The organism is Thalassobaculum fulvum, assembly GCF_014652915.1.
Classification (GTDB): Bacteria; Pseudomonadota; Alphaproteobacteria; order Thalassobaculales; family Thalassobaculaceae; genus Thalassobaculum_A; species Thalassobaculum_A fulvum.
In genome coordinates, this window is the sequence record NZ_BMZS01000002.1 from 482,710 (window position 1) to 498,870 (window position 16,161).

General features: G+C 69.1%; 14 protein-coding genes. 2 read left to right on the forward strand and 12 right to left on the reverse strand.

Going from position 1 to position 16,161, the window contains the following annotated elements; genetic code table 11:
* Positions 1 to 233: 233 nt before the first annotated feature.
* The gene (locus IE246_RS05545) at positions 234 to 1,934 is read left to right on the forward strand and encodes a methyl-accepting chemotaxis protein (RefSeq protein WP_189987941.1); all 1,701 of its coding nucleotides are present in this window, start codon (positions 234 to 236) and stop codon (positions 1,932 to 1,934) included.
* Between the two features lie 179 nt (positions 1,935 to 2,113).
* On the opposite strand, the gene IE246_RS05550 is transcribed toward IE246_RS05545, so the two are convergent.
* From IE246_RS05550 to IE246_RS05585, 8 genes are all read right to left on the reverse strand, one after another.
* The gene (locus IE246_RS05550; protein ID WP_189987942.1) at positions 2,114 to 2,407 is read right to left on the reverse strand and encodes a DUF2160 domain-containing protein; all 294 of its coding nucleotides are present in this window, start codon (positions 2,405 to 2,407) and stop codon (positions 2,114 to 2,116) included.
* A gap of 11 nt (positions 2,408 to 2,418) precedes the next feature.
* Positions 2,419 to 3,216, reverse strand: a complete 798-nt coding sequence (locus IE246_RS05555; RefSeq protein WP_189987943.1) for a carbohydrate ABC transporter permease — start codon at positions 3,214 to 3,216, stop codon at positions 2,419 to 2,421.
* Between the two features lie 4 nt (positions 3,217 to 3,220).
* A complete protein-coding gene (locus tag IE246_RS05560) occupies positions 3,221 to 4,084 on the reverse strand; it encodes a carbohydrate ABC transporter permease (RefSeq protein WP_189987944.1) in 864 nt (287 codons plus the stop codon).
* Positions 4,081 to 5,178 carry an ABC transporter ATP-binding protein gene (locus tag IE246_RS05565; RefSeq protein WP_189987945.1) on the reverse strand — a complete coding sequence of 366 codons (1,098 nt, stop codon included), beginning with the start codon at positions 5,176 to 5,178 and terminating at the stop codon, positions 4,081 to 4,083. Before IE246_RS05565 ends, IE246_RS05560 begins: the two co-directional genes overlap by 4 nt.
* Complete coding sequence (locus tag IE246_RS05570) at positions 5,178 to 6,248, reverse strand: ABC transporter ATP-binding protein (protein WP_189987946.1); 1,071 nt, start codon at positions 6,246 to 6,248, stop codon at positions 5,178 to 5,180. Before IE246_RS05570 ends, IE246_RS05565 begins: the two co-directional genes overlap by 1 nt.
* Before the next feature lie 103 nt (positions 6,249 to 6,351).
* Positions 6,352 to 8,097 (reverse strand): ABC transporter substrate-binding protein, encoded by a 1,746-nt coding sequence (locus tag IE246_RS05575; protein ID WP_189987947.1) that lies wholly within the window; start codon positions 8,095 to 8,097, stop codon positions 6,352 to 6,354.
* 431 nt (positions 8,098 to 8,528) lie between these two features.
* The gene (gene glpD / locus IE246_RS05580; RefSeq protein ID WP_189987948.1) at positions 8,529 to 10,067 is read right to left on the reverse strand and encodes a glycerol-3-phosphate dehydrogenase; all 1,539 of its coding nucleotides are present in this window, start codon (positions 10,065 to 10,067) and stop codon (positions 8,529 to 8,531) included.
* Positions 10,068 to 10,192: 125 nt separating this feature from the next.
* Positions 10,193 to 10,960 (reverse strand): DeoR/GlpR family DNA-binding transcription regulator, encoded by a 768-nt coding sequence (locus tag IE246_RS05585; protein ID WP_189987949.1) that lies wholly within the window; start codon positions 10,958 to 10,960, stop codon positions 10,193 to 10,195.
* A 136-nt stretch (positions 10,961 to 11,096) separates the two neighbouring features.
* On the opposite strand from IE246_RS05585, the gene glpK reads away from it, so the two are divergent.
* Positions 11,097 to 12,590 (forward strand): glycerol kinase GlpK, encoded by a 1,494-nt coding sequence (glpK, locus tag IE246_RS05590; RefSeq protein ID WP_189987950.1) that lies wholly within the window; start codon positions 11,097 to 11,099, stop codon positions 12,588 to 12,590.
* A 13-nt stretch (positions 12,591 to 12,603) separates the two neighbouring features.
* Here the strand turns inward: glpK and IE246_RS05595 are convergent, their stop codons facing one another.
* From IE246_RS05595 to IE246_RS28110, 4 genes are all read right to left on the reverse strand, one after another.
* Positions 12,604 to 13,395: an SDR family oxidoreductase gene (locus IE246_RS05595; protein ID WP_189987951.1), complete on the reverse strand. Its 792-nt coding sequence runs from the start codon at positions 13,393 to 13,395 to the stop codon at positions 12,604 to 12,606.
* 54 nt (positions 13,396 to 13,449) lie between these two features.
* On the reverse strand, positions 13,450 to 13,734 hold the full coding sequence (locus IE246_RS05600) for an anti-sigma factor family protein (RefSeq protein WP_189987952.1): 285 nt from the start codon (positions 13,732 to 13,734) through the stop codon (positions 13,450 to 13,452).
* Between the two features lie 146 nt (positions 13,735 to 13,880).
* On the reverse strand, positions 13,881 to 14,450 hold the full coding sequence (locus IE246_RS05605; protein WP_189987953.1) for an RNA polymerase sigma factor: 570 nt from the start codon (positions 14,448 to 14,450) through the stop codon (positions 13,881 to 13,883).
* A 200-nt stretch (positions 14,451 to 14,650) separates the two neighbouring features.
* Positions 14,651 to 16,147: a sensor histidine kinase gene (locus IE246_RS28110; protein WP_189987954.1), complete on the reverse strand. Its 1,497-nt coding sequence runs from the start codon at positions 16,145 to 16,147 to the stop codon at positions 14,651 to 14,653.
* Positions 16,148 to 16,161: the final 14 nt, after the last annotated feature.

The following is a 16,161-nucleotide window of genomic DNA, read 5'->3' on the forward strand; positions in this document are numbered from 1 at the left end:
CCGTCACGTTATCGGGGTCGCCCCGACCGCACAACTGCCCCGGCACGATGGCACCATCGCCATTTAACGGTTTGGTAAGTACCCGGGGATAGCGTTGTGGACATGGTTAAAGTACACGCAATACTTATAAAAAGCCAGCCACCTCGCGTAACTCGACAGACCCACGTGCAATGGACAAAGTAGTCGCCTCCGGAACAACCGGACCGACCGTCCGCCAAGCTGAGGAGCACACGGTGACGACCGCCTCGACCCGCAATTCGATGTCGCTCACATTCAAGGCTAAGTTGTATATCCTGATGCTGGTCGCCTGCGGCGCGCTGGCCGCCGTCTCGGCTGCGGCCGTCTACGGTTCCGGCCGGATGGCCGAGGCCGGCGACAGTCTCGGCAGCGCAGTCCGGAACTTCCAGTTCGGGTCGCGGGTGTCGCTGCTGGTCGAGACGCAGCGCGGACTGGTCACCGGCGCCGCCGCCGAGCTCGACCTGGACCGGCAGGCGTCGCTGCGCGAGCAGTTCGTGGCGACCATGCAGACCTTCCAGGAGACCCTGGCCACCGCCCGCGAGACCGCCGACCCGGACACCGCCGCCTCGATCGGCGATATCGCCGCCAAGCTTGAGCCGGTGAACGCCACCGGTACCCAGGTCTTCGACTTCGCCAACAGCTTCGCCCAGGTCCAGGCCAACGAGTTGATCAACGGCGAGTACGGCGCCAGCGTCGACGCGATCTCGGAAGCCGTCGGCGCGATGCTGGACGCCAACCGCGAGAAGGCCCAGACCGCCGGCAATGAACTCACCACCTCCCGCGACATGATGCGGGCCGCGGTCCTGGCCGTCGCGGGCGGCGCCGGCGTCGTGGTGCTGGTCTTCGGACTGTGGCTGGTCCGCTCCATGACCACCCGCATGAACGGGCTGGCTGCCGTCATGCAGCGACTGGCCGCGCAGGACCTGACGGTGGACGTGCCGTCCAGCGAGGACCGCGACGAGATCGGGGTGATGGCCGGCACCGTCCAGGTGTTCAAGGACAGCATGGTCGAGGCCGAGCGCATCCGCAGCGAGCAGGAGCAGGCCAAGTCCCGCAACGAGGCGGAGAAACGGGCCGCCATGCAGCGCCTCGCGGACGAGTTCGAAGCGAGCGTGACGGGGGTCGTGCAGATCGTATCGTCGGCCTCGACCCAGCTGCAGTCGACCGCCCAGTCGATGTCGGCGACCGCCGAGGAGACCAGCCGGCAGTCGCAGGCGGTCGCCAGCGCGTCCGAGCAGGCCTCGACCAACGTGCAGTCGGCGGCCAGCGCCGCCGAGGAGCTGTCGAGCTCGATCGCCGAGATCAGTCGGCAGGTCACCGAGTCGACCCGGATCGCCGGCGACGCCACCGAGCAGGCGACCCGTACCAACGACCAGATCCACGGGCTGGCCGAGGCCGCGCAGCGGATCGGCGACGTGGTCAAGCTGATCCAGGACATCGCCGAGCAGACCAACCTGCTGGCGCTGAACGCCACGATCGAAGCCGCCCGTGCGGGCGAAGCAGGCAAGGGCTTCGCGGTCGTGGCCTCCGAGGTGAAGAGTCTGGCCAACCAGACCGCCACCGCGACCGAGGAGATCAGCACCAAGATCGCCGAGATGCAGACCGCCACCAACCAGTCGGTGCAGGCGGTCCGGCTGATCGGGAACACCATCGAGCAGATCAACGAGATCGCGACCGCGATCGCCTCGGCGGTCGAGGAGCAGGGTGCCGCGACCCGCGAGATCGCCCGCAACGTTCAGGAGGCGTCGACCGGCACCCACGACGTGTCGTTCACCATCGCCGAGGTCACCCGCTCGGCGACCGAGACCGGCTCGGCGTCGTCGCAGGTGCTGGACGCCGCCGGCGAACTGTCGCGCAACGCCGAGTCCCTGCGCGCCCAGGTCGACGGCTTCCTGGCGCGGATCCGGGCGGCCTGAGGCCGGGCGGGTCCCGGATCGGCCGCAGCGGCGAAGCCGCGCAGGGCGGGGATCTGTTTTCCGACGCCAAAGAAAACGGGCGGGATCCTCGCGGATCCCGCCCAGTCTGCGTCGTCACCCGGGAAGGGGACTTACGTCGCCCGGTTCTCGCGCCGGGCCTCCGCCGGGGTCGCGGATCGCTACACCCAGCGGAACACCGCGCCCGCATACAGCACTGCGATGACCAGCGGCGCCCACAACGGGGTGCCGACCAGACCCAGCCACGCCAGGAAGATGAAGGCGCTGCCCAGCAGCGAGATGAACAGCCGGTCGCCGCGGGTCGTGTCGAGCCCGAGGATGCCGTGCCGCGGCGCCCCGCCGGGGCTGCGGAACTCCCACACCGTCATACCGACCAGGCACAGCACGATGAAGGCGAAGAACGCCGCCGTCGGCCAGGTCCACGCCATCCACGCAAAGACCGAGGTTCCCTGCATCGCGGCCTCCCTCACACCCGGCCCAGGGCGAAGCCCTTGGCGATGTAGTTGCGCACGAAATAGATCACCACGGCCCCCGGGATCAGGGTCAACGACCCGGCGGCGGCGAGCAGGCCGAGCTGGTAGCCCGAGGTGCTCGCGGTCTTGGTCATCAGGGCCGCGATCGGCTTGGCGTCGACCGCCGTCAGGGTCTTCGCCAGCAGCAGCTCGACCCAGGAGAACATGAAGCAGAAGAAGCAGGCGACGCCGATCCCGGCGGCGATCGTCGGGATGAAGATCCTGATGAAGAAGCCCCAGAACGAGTAGCCGTCGACATAGGCGGTCTCGTCCAGTTCCTTCGGCACGCCGGACATGAAGCCCTCGAGGATCCACACCGCCAGCGGGATGTTGAACAGGGTGTGCGCCAGCGCCACCGCGAACGGCGTGTCGAACAGCCCGACCGCCGAGTACAGCTGGTAGAACGGCAGAGCGAACACCGCCGGCGGCGCCATCCGGTTGGTCAGCAGCCAGAAGAACAGGTGCTTGTCGCCGAGGAACCGGTAGCGCGAGAACGCGTACGCCGCCGGCAGCGCCGCCGCCACCGACAGCACGGTGTTCAGGGCGACATACTGGATCGACGCGATGTAGCCGTTGTACCAGGTCGCGTCGGTGAAGATGACGCGGTAGTTCTCCAGCGTGAACTCGTGCGGCCACAGGCTGAAGCCGCCGAGAATCTCGTTCGTCGTCTTGAACGACATGTTCAGCAGCCAGTAGATCGGCAGCAGCAGGAAGACGATGTAGAGGGTCGGCACCCAGTATCGCGCGCGCATGGGCCTACCTCGACTGGTTGCGCATCATGAGCGTGTAGAACAGCCAGCTCATGAGCAGGATGATCAGGAAGTAGACCAGCGACATCGCCGCCGCCGGGCCGAGGTCGAACTGGCCGAGCGCGGTCTTCACCAGGTCGATCGACAGGAAGGTGGTGGCGGTGCCGGGGCCACCGCCGGTCAGCACCACGACCTCCGTGTAGATCATGAACGAGTCCATGAACCGCAGCAGGATGGCGATGGTCAGTACGTAGCGCAGCTTCGGCAGCTGGATGTAGCGGAACACCGCCCAGGGCCGCGCGCCGTCGATCTTGGCCGCCTGGTAGTAGGCATCCGGGATCGACACCAGCCCGGCGTAGCACAGCAGGACCACCAGCGACGTCCAGTGCCAGACGTCCATCAGGATCACGGTGAACCAGGCGGCCCCGGGCTCGCGCGTGTAGTTGTAGTCGAAGCCGAGGGCGTGGAGCGTCTCGCTGAGCAGGCCGATGGTCGGCAGCGCCATGATGTTCCACATCGCCCCGACCACGTTCCACGGGATCAGCAGCGGCAGCGCCATCAGCACCAGGCAGACCGAGACCCACGGCCCGCGGCGCGGCATCGCCAGCGCGATCGCCAGCCCCAGCGGCACCTCGATCGCCAGGATCGCCGCGGTGAACGCGAGTTGGCGCAGCAGCGAGGCGTGGAAGCGCTCGGAGCGCAGGACCTCCTCGAACCAGCGCACGCCGGACCAGAAGAACATGTTGGAGCCGAACGACTCCTGGACCGAATAGTTGACCACCGTCATCAGCGGGATGACGGCGTTGAACGCCACCAGCAGGACGACCGGCAGGACGAACCACCAGGCGCGTTGATTGACCGTCTTGTTCATCGCGCTGCCCCCTTGCCGGTCACCAGCCAGCCGTCGCGATAGACCCAGGTACGCTCCGGCGCGAGCCGCACATGCGCGGTGTCGCCCGGTATCGCCTCGCCCTCCGGAACCAGCAGCTTGATCTTGTGGTCGGCGTGCTCGGTCTCGACGATGCGGTGGCGGCCGGCGTCGAGCGCCTTCACGATCCGGACCGGGATGCCGTCATCAGCGCCCGCCGGGGCGAAGCTCACGAACTCCGGGCGGACACCGAGCTCCAGCCGGCCGCCGTCGCCGCGGTAGGCGCCGGCGTTCACGCTGTCGACCGGCAGGCCGGCGAACGTCGCCCGGCCGCCGGCGATCTCGCAGGGCAGCACGTTCATGCCCGGCGAGCCGATGAAGTGCCCGACGAAGGTGTGGTTCGGGCGCTCGAACAGCTCGACCGGCGTGCCGGTCTGCACGATTTCGCCGTCGTTCATCACCACCACCTGGTCGGCGAAGGTCAACGCCTCGGTCTGGTCGTGGGTGACGTAGATCATCGTGACGCGGATGCGCTGGTGCAGCTCCTTCAGCTTGGACCGCAGCACCCACTTCAGGTGCGGGTCGATGACCGTCAGCGGCTCGTCGAACATGATGACGTTGACGTCCGAGCGGGCGAGGCCGCGGCCGAGCGAGATCTTCTGCTTGCCGTCGGCGGTCAGCCCGGCGGCGCGGTGCCGGAGCATGTCGTCGAGCTCGAGCATCTCGGCGACCTCGCGCACCCGGCGGTCGACCTCGCGGGCGTCGACCCCGCGGTTGCGCAGCGGGAAGGCGAGATTGTCGTAGACCGTCATGGTGTCGTAGATGACCGGGAACTGGAACACCTGGGCGATGTTGCGCTGTTCGGGCGAGGCGTCGGTAACGTCGCGGCCGTCGAACAGGATCTGCCCGCCGGTCGGCCGCAGCAGGCCCGAGATCACGTTCAGCAGGGTGGTCTTGCCGCAGCCGGACGGGCCGAGCAGGGCATAGGCGCCGCCGTCGGCCCAGTCGATCGTCAGGCGCTTGAGCGCCCAGTCGCTGTCGGCCGCCGGCTGGTCGACGTAGCTGTGGCGAAGCTCGCGAAGCTGTATCTGCGCCATCATTCGGCTCCTTCGACGCGGCGGTGGTCGAGGTCGAAGAACATCGCGTGGTCCATGTCGACGTAGAGCCGGGCGACCGACCCGACCTCGAACGGATGGATGCCGGGCGACTGCGAGACCCAGGTCTGGCCGTCGATGTCGAAGTGCACCGCGCTCTCCGAGCCGCTGAGCTCGGCGATCACGACGGTGCCATCGATCGGAGCCGCGTTCGCCGTGACCGGCGACGGCGTCACGTGATGCGGGCGGATGCCGATGACGTAAGAGCCGTCGGGCAGCCCGGCGGCGGCCTGTCCGACCGGCAGCCGGAAGTCGCCGAGCCGGATCTCGCCGCCCCGCTTGACGACCTGCGCGGTGTTGATCGGCGGGTCGGAGAACACCCGGGCGGTGACCAGATCGGCGGGGCGCCGGTACAGCGCCGCGGTCTCGCCGAACTGGGTGATGCCGCCGGCGTGCAGGGTCGCGGTGTTGCCGCCGAACAGCAGGGCCTCGCCGGGCTCGGTGGTGGCGTAAACCACGATGCAGTTGCGGTCCGCGAAGAACCGCGGCAGCTCGTCCCTGAGTTCCTCGCGCAGCTTGTAGTCGAGGTTGGCGAGCGGCTCGTCGAGCAGCACCAGGTCGGCGTCCTTGACCAGCGCCCGCGCGATCGCGGTGCGCTGCTGCTGACCGCCCGACAGCTCGGCCGGCCGGCGCTTCAGCATCGGCGTCAGGCGCAGCAGCTCGGCGGCGTGCATGACCCGCCGGTCGATCTCGGCGGCCGCCATGCGGGCGACCCGCAGCGGCGAGGCGATGTTCTCGTACACCGTGAAATTCGGGTAGTTGATGAACTGCTGGTAGACCATCGCGACATTGCGCTTCTGGACCGGAACGCCGGTGACGTTCTCGCCGCGGAACCAGATCTCGCCCGAGGTAGGGCGGTCGAGCCCGGCCATCAGCTGCATCAGCGTGGTCTTGCCGGCCAGGGTCGGCCCGAGCAGCGTGTTGAACGACCGTTCCTCGAGCACGAGGCTGGTCTCGTGGATGGTGGTCTCGGCGCCGACGCGCTTGGTGATCCGTTTCAGTTCCAGGGACATCGCCGGGTGCCAGTTCCGTGGTCGCCACGTGGATCTGCGAGAGGACCCTCCGGAGCGGGCATCGACCGCGCCCGCCCCGAAGAGTCGAAGTCCGAGCCGTCGCCTACTGGTTCTCGGTCCAGCGCTTGATCAGCTCGTCATAGGCGATCGTCTCGCCCTTCGGCTTCTCGTTGTCGAGCTTGGCCCACGGCGCGTGGTCCTTGCTCAGCCACTTCGACGGATCGCTCTTCGGATTCAGGCGCGGTCCGCAGCCGTGGTAGACGTTGTTGGACTCGTCGACCGCCTGCATGCGGGCCATCACCTGGTCCATCTGCTCGGCCAGCCGGTCCATCGCCTGCTGCGGGGTGAACGCACCCGAGTTGACGTCACCGATGTTCTGCCAGAACAGCTGGGCGAGCTTCGGGTAGTCCGGCACGTTGACGCCGGTCGGCGTCCACGCCACACGGTCCGGCGAGCGATAGAACTCGATCAGACCGCCGAGGTTCGGCGCCCGCTCGGTGAACGACTTGTGGCGCACGGTGCTGTCGCGGATGAAGGTCAGCCCGACGTGGCTCTTCTTCACGTCGACGGTCTTCGACACCACGAACTGGGCGTACAGCCACGCGGCCTTGCGACGATCGACCGGCGTGGAGTTGAACAGGGTCCACGAGCCGGCGTCCTGGTAGCCGCGCTGGGAGCCTTCCTTCCAGTACGGGCCATGCGGCGACGGCGCCATCCGCCACAGCGGCTTGCCGGCTTCGTCGACCGTGTTGTTGCCCTGGGCCTTCGGCTGCACCATGGTCGCGGTGAACGCCGAGTACCAGAAGATCTGCTGGGCGACGTTGCCCTGCGCCAGTGCCGGCAGCGACTGGTAGAAGTCGAGGTCGGCGGCACCCGGCGGGGCGTACTGCCGGAGCCACTCGTCCCACTTACGGACGGCGTAGACCGCCGCCGGGCTGTTGGCGCCGCCGCCGCGCGACACCGAGGCGCCGACCGGGTTGCACGACCCCTTCTCCATGCGGATGCCCCACTCGTCGACCGGGCGGCCGTTCGGGATGCCGACATCGGCCTCGCCGGCCATCGACAGCCAGGCGTCGGTCATCCGCCAGCCGAGGTCGGGGGCCCGCTTGCCGTAGTCCATGTGGCCGTAGACCCGGACGCCGTCGATCTCCTTCACGTCGTTGGTGAAGAACTCGGCGATGTCCTCGTAGGCCGACCAGTTGACCGGGACACCGAGCTCGTAGCCGTACTTGGCCTTGAACTTCTCCTTGAGGTCCGGCCGATCGAACCAGTCCTTGCGGAACCAGTACAGGTTGGCGAACTGCTGGTCGGGCAACTGCCACAGCTTGCCGTCCGGCCCGGTGGTGAACGACTTGCCCATGAAGTCGTCGAGGTCGAGCATCGGATTGGTGACGTCCTTGCCCTCGCCGGCCATCCAGTCGGTGAGGTTGATCGCGCTCTGCAGGCGCGAATGCGTGCCGATCAGGTCGGAGTCGTTGACGTAGCCGTCATAGAGGTTGCGGTTCGTCTGCATCTGCGTCTGGACCGCCTGCACCACCTCGCCCTCGCCGAGGATCTGGTGGTTAACCTTAATGCCGGTGATCTCCTCGAAAGCCTTGGCCAGCACCTCCGCTTCGTAAGTGTGCGTCGGAATCCCCTCCGACAGCACGTTGATCTCCATGCCCTTGAAGGGTTCCGCCGCCTTGGCGAACCACATCATCTCCTTCATCTGCTCGTCCTTGGAGAGCGTCGAAGGCTGGAATTCGGAGTCGATCCACTTCTTCGCGGCCGCTTCGTCCGCGAAGGCCGAGGATGCTCCGAACATCGCTACCAGCAGCGCGGCTGCCGGCAATGTCGTTCGGATCGACATGCTCACTACCTCCCAGTGTGCGCACGTTGATTTGCGCTGCCGGACCAGGGCGCACGTTCTGCGTCCCGGCAGCTTCCACTCCCCGTGACCGACGTGCGGCCGAGACGAGGTGATGGCGATGTCTGGTTCGTCGTGATTGGCCCGAAGTCGCATCTGGCGAAGGCCAGGGCATTCGGCGCGGCCGGTCGGGCGTCCGGCGGCCTGTAAACCGACAGTCGGCGGGCCCCTCGCAGGGGCTGGGTCGGCGCATGGCCGGCCGGTGTCGGATCGTGCGGCACGCTGGCGGTCCGGGGACCGGGATCGCGGCCGATCGCAAGGATGGCGAATTCGCAAATACGGGTGTCGCGCCCGACCCTGCGGGTCGCGCGATGGGGGCTCAGGTCCATTGCGCCGTGCCTCCCCTGGTCGGCACGGCCGCCGTCGGCGGTATCCTATCCGCCGCCCGCCACTCTCTCCGTGCCACGTTGTCCTCCCAGATTTCCGCCCGCCGTGCGCGCGACCATCCAGTCGTCGAGCCGGCGGATCTCTTGTTCTGTCATTCGCAGTCCGAGCTTGGTGCGCCGCCAGACCACGTCCGCGGCCCGCAGCGCCCACTCGTTGTCCATCAGGTAGGCGACCTCGGCCTCGGTCGGCCCGGCGCCGAAGGCGTTCCCGAGCTCGGCGGCCGACGCCGCGTCCCCGATCACCGTCCAGACCCGGGTCCCGTAGGCCCGCACCAGCCGGCGCGCATCGGTATGGCCGAGACCGGGGAGCCGCCTCCGCAGCTCGCCGACCAGGGCGTCGACGCCGCGCGGCTCGAAATCGCCGCCGGGCAGCGGCGCGGACGCGGTCCACGACGGGCCCAGCCGCGGGAAGCTGCGCTTCAGGTGCTCCATCGCCGCCTCGGCGAGCCGGCGGTAGGTGGTGATCTTGCCGCCGAACACGCTCAGCGCCGGCGCCCCGCCGGTCTCCGACCACTCCAGCACGTAGTCGCGGGTCGCCTCCTGGGCCTTGCTGGCGCCGTCGTCGTACAGTGGCCGCACGCCGGAATAGCTCCACACCACGTCGGCCGGCGTGACCGGCGCCTGGAAGTACTCGGCGGTCAGCCGGCACAGATAGGCGATCTCGTCCTCGCTGATCGCCGCCGCCCCCGGGTCGCCCTTGTAGTCCTCGTCGGTGGTACCGATCAGCGTGAACGCGCCCTCGTAGGGGATCGCGAAGATGATCCGGCCGTCGGAGTTCTGGAAGATGTAGCAGCGGTCGTGCTCGTACAGCCGCGGCACCACCACGTGGCTGCCCTTGACCAGCCGGACCGCGCTGCCGGAGTTCACGCCGAGCCGCCCGCCCAGGACATCGGCCACCCACGGACCGGCGGCGTTCACCACGGCGCGCGCCCGCACCGTGCGCTCGCCGTCCGGGCCCTGCAGGCGGGCCAGCCAGACGCCGTTCTCGACCCGGGCGTCGACCAGTGCCGTTCGGGTCAGGATCTCGGCGCCGCGCTCGCGCGCGTCGATGGCGTTCAGGACCACCAGCCGGGTGTCCTCGACCCAGCAGTCGGAGTACTCGAAGCCGAGTCGGTAGTCGGTCTTCAGCGGGGTGCCGACCGGCGAGCGGTCGAGATCGATCACCCGGGTGCCCGGCAGCAGGTCACGGCCCCCCAGATGATCGTACAGGAACAGCCCGAGGCGCAGCAGCCAGGCCGGCCGCAGTCCCCGGTGATGCGGCAACACGAAGCGCAGCGGCCAGATGATGTGCGGCGCCGCGCGCAGCAGGACCTCGCGCTCCTTCAGCGCCTCGCGGACCAGCCGGAACTCGTAGTGCTCGAGATAGCGCAGGCCGCCGTGGACGAGCTTGGTGCTGGCCGAGGAGGTCGCCGAGGCCAGGTCGCCCTTCTCGGCCAGCACCACCGACAGGCCGCGGCCGGCAGCGTCCCGGGCGATGCCGGCACCGTTGATGCCGCCGCCCACCACCAGAACGTCAACACTCGCCAATGGCGTGTTCACCTGACCTCCCGGACCCGGAGCCCTTGCCCGTCAGAGACAAGGCCCTCTTTTCGAATTTGAGGCTTCGGAGTCGTACAGGAGGGTCAGAATTTTCGCAAACGAAATTGCCGGCTTCAGGCCTCGACGGTCACCACGCGAACGTTGTGATGACGGAAAACCTCGGCGAACGGCTCCGGGACCGGATCGTTGGTGAAAAGCGTATGCATCTGCGAGATATGCCCGAGGCGCACCATCGCCTTGCGGCCGAATTTCGAGTTGTCGGCGCACAGGAAGACTTTTTCGGAATTGCGCACGATAGACTGGGCGACGCGGACCTCGCGATAGTCGAAATCCAACAGCGAGCCATCGTCGGCGATGCCGCTGATCCCGATGACGCCGACGTCGACCCGGAACTGCTGGATCAGGTCGGTGGCCGACTCGCCGACGATCCCGCCGTCGCGGTTGCGCACCACGCCGCCGGCGATGATGACCTCGAAGCTCGGGTTGCCGATCAGGATCTGCGCGACGTTCAGGTTGTTGGTGATCACCCGCAGGCCGGTGTGGTCCAGCAGCGCCCGCGCCACCGCCTCGGTGGTCGTGCCGATGTTGATGAACAGCGAGGAATGGTCCGGGATCTCGGCCGCCACCTTGTAGCCGATCGCCTGCTTCTCGGCATCGAACGCCAGCCGCCGGCGGTCGTAGGGCGCGTTCTCGACGCTCGACGACAGCCCGGCGCCGCCGTGGTAGCGCTTGAGGTCGCCGCGCTCGGCCAGGTGGTTGATGTCGCGCCGGATGGTCTGCGGGGTCACCTCGAACAACCGGACCAGCTCGTCGATCGACGCATAGCCGCGCTCGGTAACGATCTCACGGATGCGGCCGCGCCGCCGGGTCGCCTTGTCCATGACCGGACCTCGTTTTCTTTTTTCTGGAAAAGGGTAGGCGTTTTCGATTTTCTTTCTCAATCGAAAATCCACGAACGAAACCCGCCCGGTCCGGCATCGGTGGAACCGCGGAACGGGACATTCTAGGGAGGATGGCATGGCGGACAGCCGCGCGATCGTGGCGATCGACCAGGGCACCACGAGCAGCCGCGCCATCGTGTTCCGGGCCGACGGCTCGATCGCGGCGGTCGCCCAGCGCGAGTTCCGCCAGATCTATCCGGCGAGCGGCTGGGTCGAGCACGACCCCGAGGAAATCTGGTCGACCACGCTGGCGGTCACCCGCGAGGCGATCGACGCCGCCGCTGCCGCCGGGCTGCGGGTCGCCGCGCTCGGCATCACCAACCAGCGCGAGACCACCATCGTGTGGGACCGCGAGACCGGCCGCGCCATCCACAACGCCATCGTCTGGCAGGACCGGCGCACCGCCGGGGTGTGCGCCCGGCTGCGCGAGGACGGCCTCGAGGACCTGGTCACCGACCGCACCGGCCTGCTGCTCGACCCGTACTTCTCCGCCACCAAGGCCGCCTGGATCCTCGACCACGTCGACGGTGCCCGCGACCGCGCGGCGCGCGGCGAGCTGGCGTTCGGCACGGTCGACAGCTTCCTGATGTGGCGGCTGACCGGCGGGCGGGTGCACGTCACCGACGCCACCAACGCCGCCCGCACCAACCTGTGCGGACTGGTGTCCGGGGAATGGGACGACGAGCTGCTGGCGATCTTCCAGGTGCCGCCGTCGCTGCTGCCGGAGATCCGTGACTGCGCCGCCGATTTCGGTGAGACCGACCCGTCGGTGCTGGGCCACCGGCTGCCCGTGCTCGGCATCGCCGGCGACCAGCAGGCCGCCGCCGTCGGCCAGGCCTGCTTCCGGCCGGGCGACATCAAGTCGACCTACGGCACCGGCTGCTTCGTGATCCTGAACACCGGCGACACCCCGGTGCGCTCGCACAACCGCCTGCTCGGCACCCTGTGCTACCGGATCGGCGGCAAGAGCACCTATGCGCTGGAAGGCGCCATCTTCGTGTCCGGTGCGGTCGTGCAGTGGCTGCGCGACGGCCTCGGCGTGATCGAGCGGGCCGCCGAGACCGAACATCTGGCCCGATCCGTCGAAGATACCGGCGGCGTTTACCTGGTACCGGCGTTCACTGGCCTGGGCGCGCCGTTCTGGGACGCCGAGGCGCGCGGCGCCATGTTCGGCGTGACCCGCGACACCGGCCGCGCCCACCTGGCGCGCGCCGCCCTGGAAGCGGTCGCCTACCAGACCCGCGACCTGTTCCGGGCGATGGCCGAAGACGGCGTGAAACCCGGGACCCTGCGGGTCGACGGCGGCATGGCGGCGAACAACTGGCTGATGCAGTTCCTGGCCGACATCCTGGCGATCCCGGTCGAGCGGCCGGTCGTCACCGAGACCACCGCCCTCGGGGCCGCCGCCCTGGCGGCCCTGCAGGCCGGCATCTACGGCTCGCTCGACGACGTGGCGTCGTCCTGGGCCCTGGACCGACGATTCGAGCCGTCGATGACGCCCGCCACCCGCCGCCGGCTGCTGTCCGGCTGGGACGCGGCGGTTGCCCGCACCCGCATCCGGATAGGCTGACCGCGGCAACCGCTCAGACCACCGGGCAGGCACCGCCGTCGACGTTGATCGCGGTGCCGGTGACATAGCCGCCGAGATCCGACGCCAGCAGACAGGCGACGGCCGCGAACTCGTCGGCCTCGCCGACCCGGCCGAGCGGGATGTTCTTGCCCATTTCGGCATAGTAGTCGTCGAGGGTGGCGTTCGACCCGCCGGCCGCCGCGGTCTCGTGGCGGCGCACCCACTGGTCGCTCTTGATGCGGCCGACCAGCAGCGCGTTGACCAGCACGTTGTGCGGCGCCAGCTCGCCGGCTAGCACCTTGGTCAGGGCCATGCCGGCGGCCCGGCTGACGGCGGTCGGCGCGCCCTCGGCCGGCGGCGCTTTGGCCCCGGTGTTCAGCACGTTGATGATCCGGCCCCAGCGCCGCTCGATCATGCCCGGGGCGACCAGCCGGGCCAGCCGGATCGCCGCGAACAGCTTGAGGTCCAGGTCGGTCTGCCAGGTGGCGTCGTCGATCTCCAGGAACTTGCCGCGCTTCGAGGTGCCGGCGTTGTTGACCAGGATGTCGATCGGGCCGACCGCGGCCTCGGCCTCGCGGACCAGGCGGGCGCAGTCGCCGGCGTCGGAGACGTCGGCGGCGACCGCGACCGGCGCCGTGCCGGCGCTCGCCGCGACCGCCTCGCAGGCCTCGGCGAGCACTTCGGCCCGCCGCGAGGCGATCACCACGCGGGCCCCGGCCTCCACGAACAGCGTCGCGATCGCGCGACCCACCCCGAGGCTTCCGCCGGTAATCAGCGCCGTGCGCCCGTCCAGACGTACCTGCATGCCACCCTCCCTGTGCGATCGTTGTCGGTGCGTCCCCGCACAGGGTGGGTCATATCATTCTTTCGGGGGATTATCTCCGGCCCGGCCGGGAACGGTGTCGTGCCCCCGGCGGGCCCGCTCGAGGACCGCCCTCACGCCGGGCGGGACCGGCCGGCGGTCGAGTTGCCCCGCCCAGTCCCGCAGCGATGCCCGCTGCCGCCGCAGCGACGCCAGCGCCTCCTGCAGCTCGGGGTCGCATCGGACCGCGCGTTCGACCATCGCCGCGGCGATGTCGTCGAGTTCCCCGTCCATGTAGGCGGACAGGGTTTCCCAGGAACCGAAGTCGAGGTCTTCACCCATGGCGTCTCCCCGCGCGCACGGCCCGAGCCTGGAGGGCCGATCATGCCTGCGTGGGGAGTAACGCCGGAAGGCGCCGCCCGGTTCCCTGACCAGGGGGTGGGGAACGACGGGGATGGACCGGTCTCGGAAACCGGGCGGCTACCGTGTCAGGAGAGCGCGGCGGCGGCGGGAAGCATCCGGCCGGCGGTCGCGGGACGCGGGCGGCGCGCCAGCGCGACGCCACGGTCCTCCTCCTGAATTCGACGCAGTTTGGCGCGCACCCGGGAGACCCTGGACTTCACCGTCCCGATCTCGACCTCGAGCAACCGCGCGATGGTCTCGTAAGGCGTCTCCTCGACGGTCGCCATGATCAGGAGCGAGCGCTCCTCGGCCGAGAGCTGCGAGAACGCCCAGGCGAACTCCCGGCTCTCGACCCGGGCGATCTGCCCGCCGAGTGCACTGTCGTCGCCATCGGCCGCACCGAGCCGGCGCTCGTCGGCATGGTCACGGACGCGCTGCCGGCGACGGCACTCGGTGTAGAAGCGGTTCCGCATGATGGTGAACAGCCAGGCCTTCAGGTTGGTCCCGGCCTCGAACTGATGAGCCCGCGCCAGCGCCCGCTCGAGGGTGTCCTGCAACAGGTCGTCGGCGTCCGCCGCGTTGCGGGCCAGCGAATGCGCGAACCGCCGCAATGTCGGGATCATCTGCTCGACCGCATCAACGAATTCGCTTCGCATGTCTTGCCTCCGCGTTGTTCACGGAGACAGATTTAATGAAGAAGCCTAAACCATCAACATTCAATCAACCCGATCCTTAACATAACACAACGCCATCACTTGCTTCACAGCAATAACACAGAATATATACTTAAATGACACAGCGTTTTACCAATCGGCACCGGATGGATCAGGTCGGAGCAGGCTGTGACCGCCGCGGGTCACGCCGGCCCGGCCAGCGGCAGCACGATCTCGACGATGAAGCCGCCCGAGGCCCGGTTTTCGACCCGAACGGTCCCGCTCATCGCCTCGACGTTGCGCCGGACGATCCACAGTCCCATGCCGAAATTCCGGTCGGCGCCCGCCGGTTCCCTGCCGGCTCCGGGACGGCTGGAAAACCCCTTCTCGAAGATCCGGTCGAGCGACTGCGGGCCGACCCCGGGGCCCTGGTCCATGACCTTGAGGTGCGCCCGGTGCCGGTCCGCCGCCACGATCACCCGCACCGCACCGCCGGGCGGCGAGAACCCGACGGCGTTGTCGACCAGGTTCTCCACGATCGTCTCGATCGCCTCGTCGCTGCCCAGCACGGTCACGCCCGGCTCGACCTGGGCCTCGAGCCGGACGTCCGCCGCCTCGGACGGGCCGCGCATCTCCTCGACCAGCCCGGCGACCACCTGCCCGAGGTCGATCCGCTCGACCGGCGGGTCCGCCATCAGGGCAGCCGCCTCGATCGACCGGCGGGCCTCGGAAACGAGTTCGCCGAGCCGGGCGCAGCACTGGTCGATGATCTCGATCGCGCGCCGGCCGCGGCGGTCCTGCTCCGGAACCGCGTTGCGCAGCGGCTCCAGGGACTGCCGGATCGCCCCGATCGGGGTCTTGAGCGCGTGCGCGCTCTCCTCAGCGGTCTCGCGGATCGCCGCCGCGCTCTCCCGCAGCCGGTCGACCATGGCGTCGAACTGCCGGGCGACGCCGGCCAGTTCCGGCACGTCGTTCAGCTTCTCGAACCGGCGGTGGCCCTCGCGGCCGACGCTGATCGACCGGGCCAGCCGCTCGAACCGCGACAGGCTGCGCGACACCGACACCAGCACCAGCAGGATGAACGCCGCCAGGGCGACGTACAGCCCCAGCGCCAGCACCACCTCCGGGCGCTGCCAGTACGGCGTCGCGACCGTCCGGGCCAGCGACTCCGAGGCGGTCAGCCGGGTCACCAGGGCCCAGCACCCGGCGCGGGTCTGCACCGGCGTCACCGCGACGACCAGCCGTTCGGCATCGTCGTCCCGGTCGACCGAGCGCCGGATCGACTCGGTGGCGTCGCACGACCGCCAGGCGGCCTCCAGCAGCCGCGATCGGATCAGGAACCCTCGCTCGGCCTCCAGCGCATCGGGCGGGACCGCCGGCACCGCCGCCACCAGCAGGAACGAGTCGATGGTCGCCGCCCGTGGCCGGAACAGCAGCCGCAGCTCGACCTGCGGCCCGGCAAGCGCCGCCATCCGGTCACCGACCCTGCTGACGGTCGCCGGATCGCCGGTCTCCAGCACCGGGCGCAGGGCCTCGACGATGGCCCGGCCCTGGCCGGCGACGCTGTCGAGCAGCAGGGCCGTGCGCTCTTCGTCGGCGACCCGGAACTGCTGGTAGACGACCGCCGGCACGGCCGCGAACAGGATGGCCGCCAGCACCAGCTTGACGGCGATCGGCCGGAGCGGGGTGGGATCGGTCACCGGGCCCGCAGACC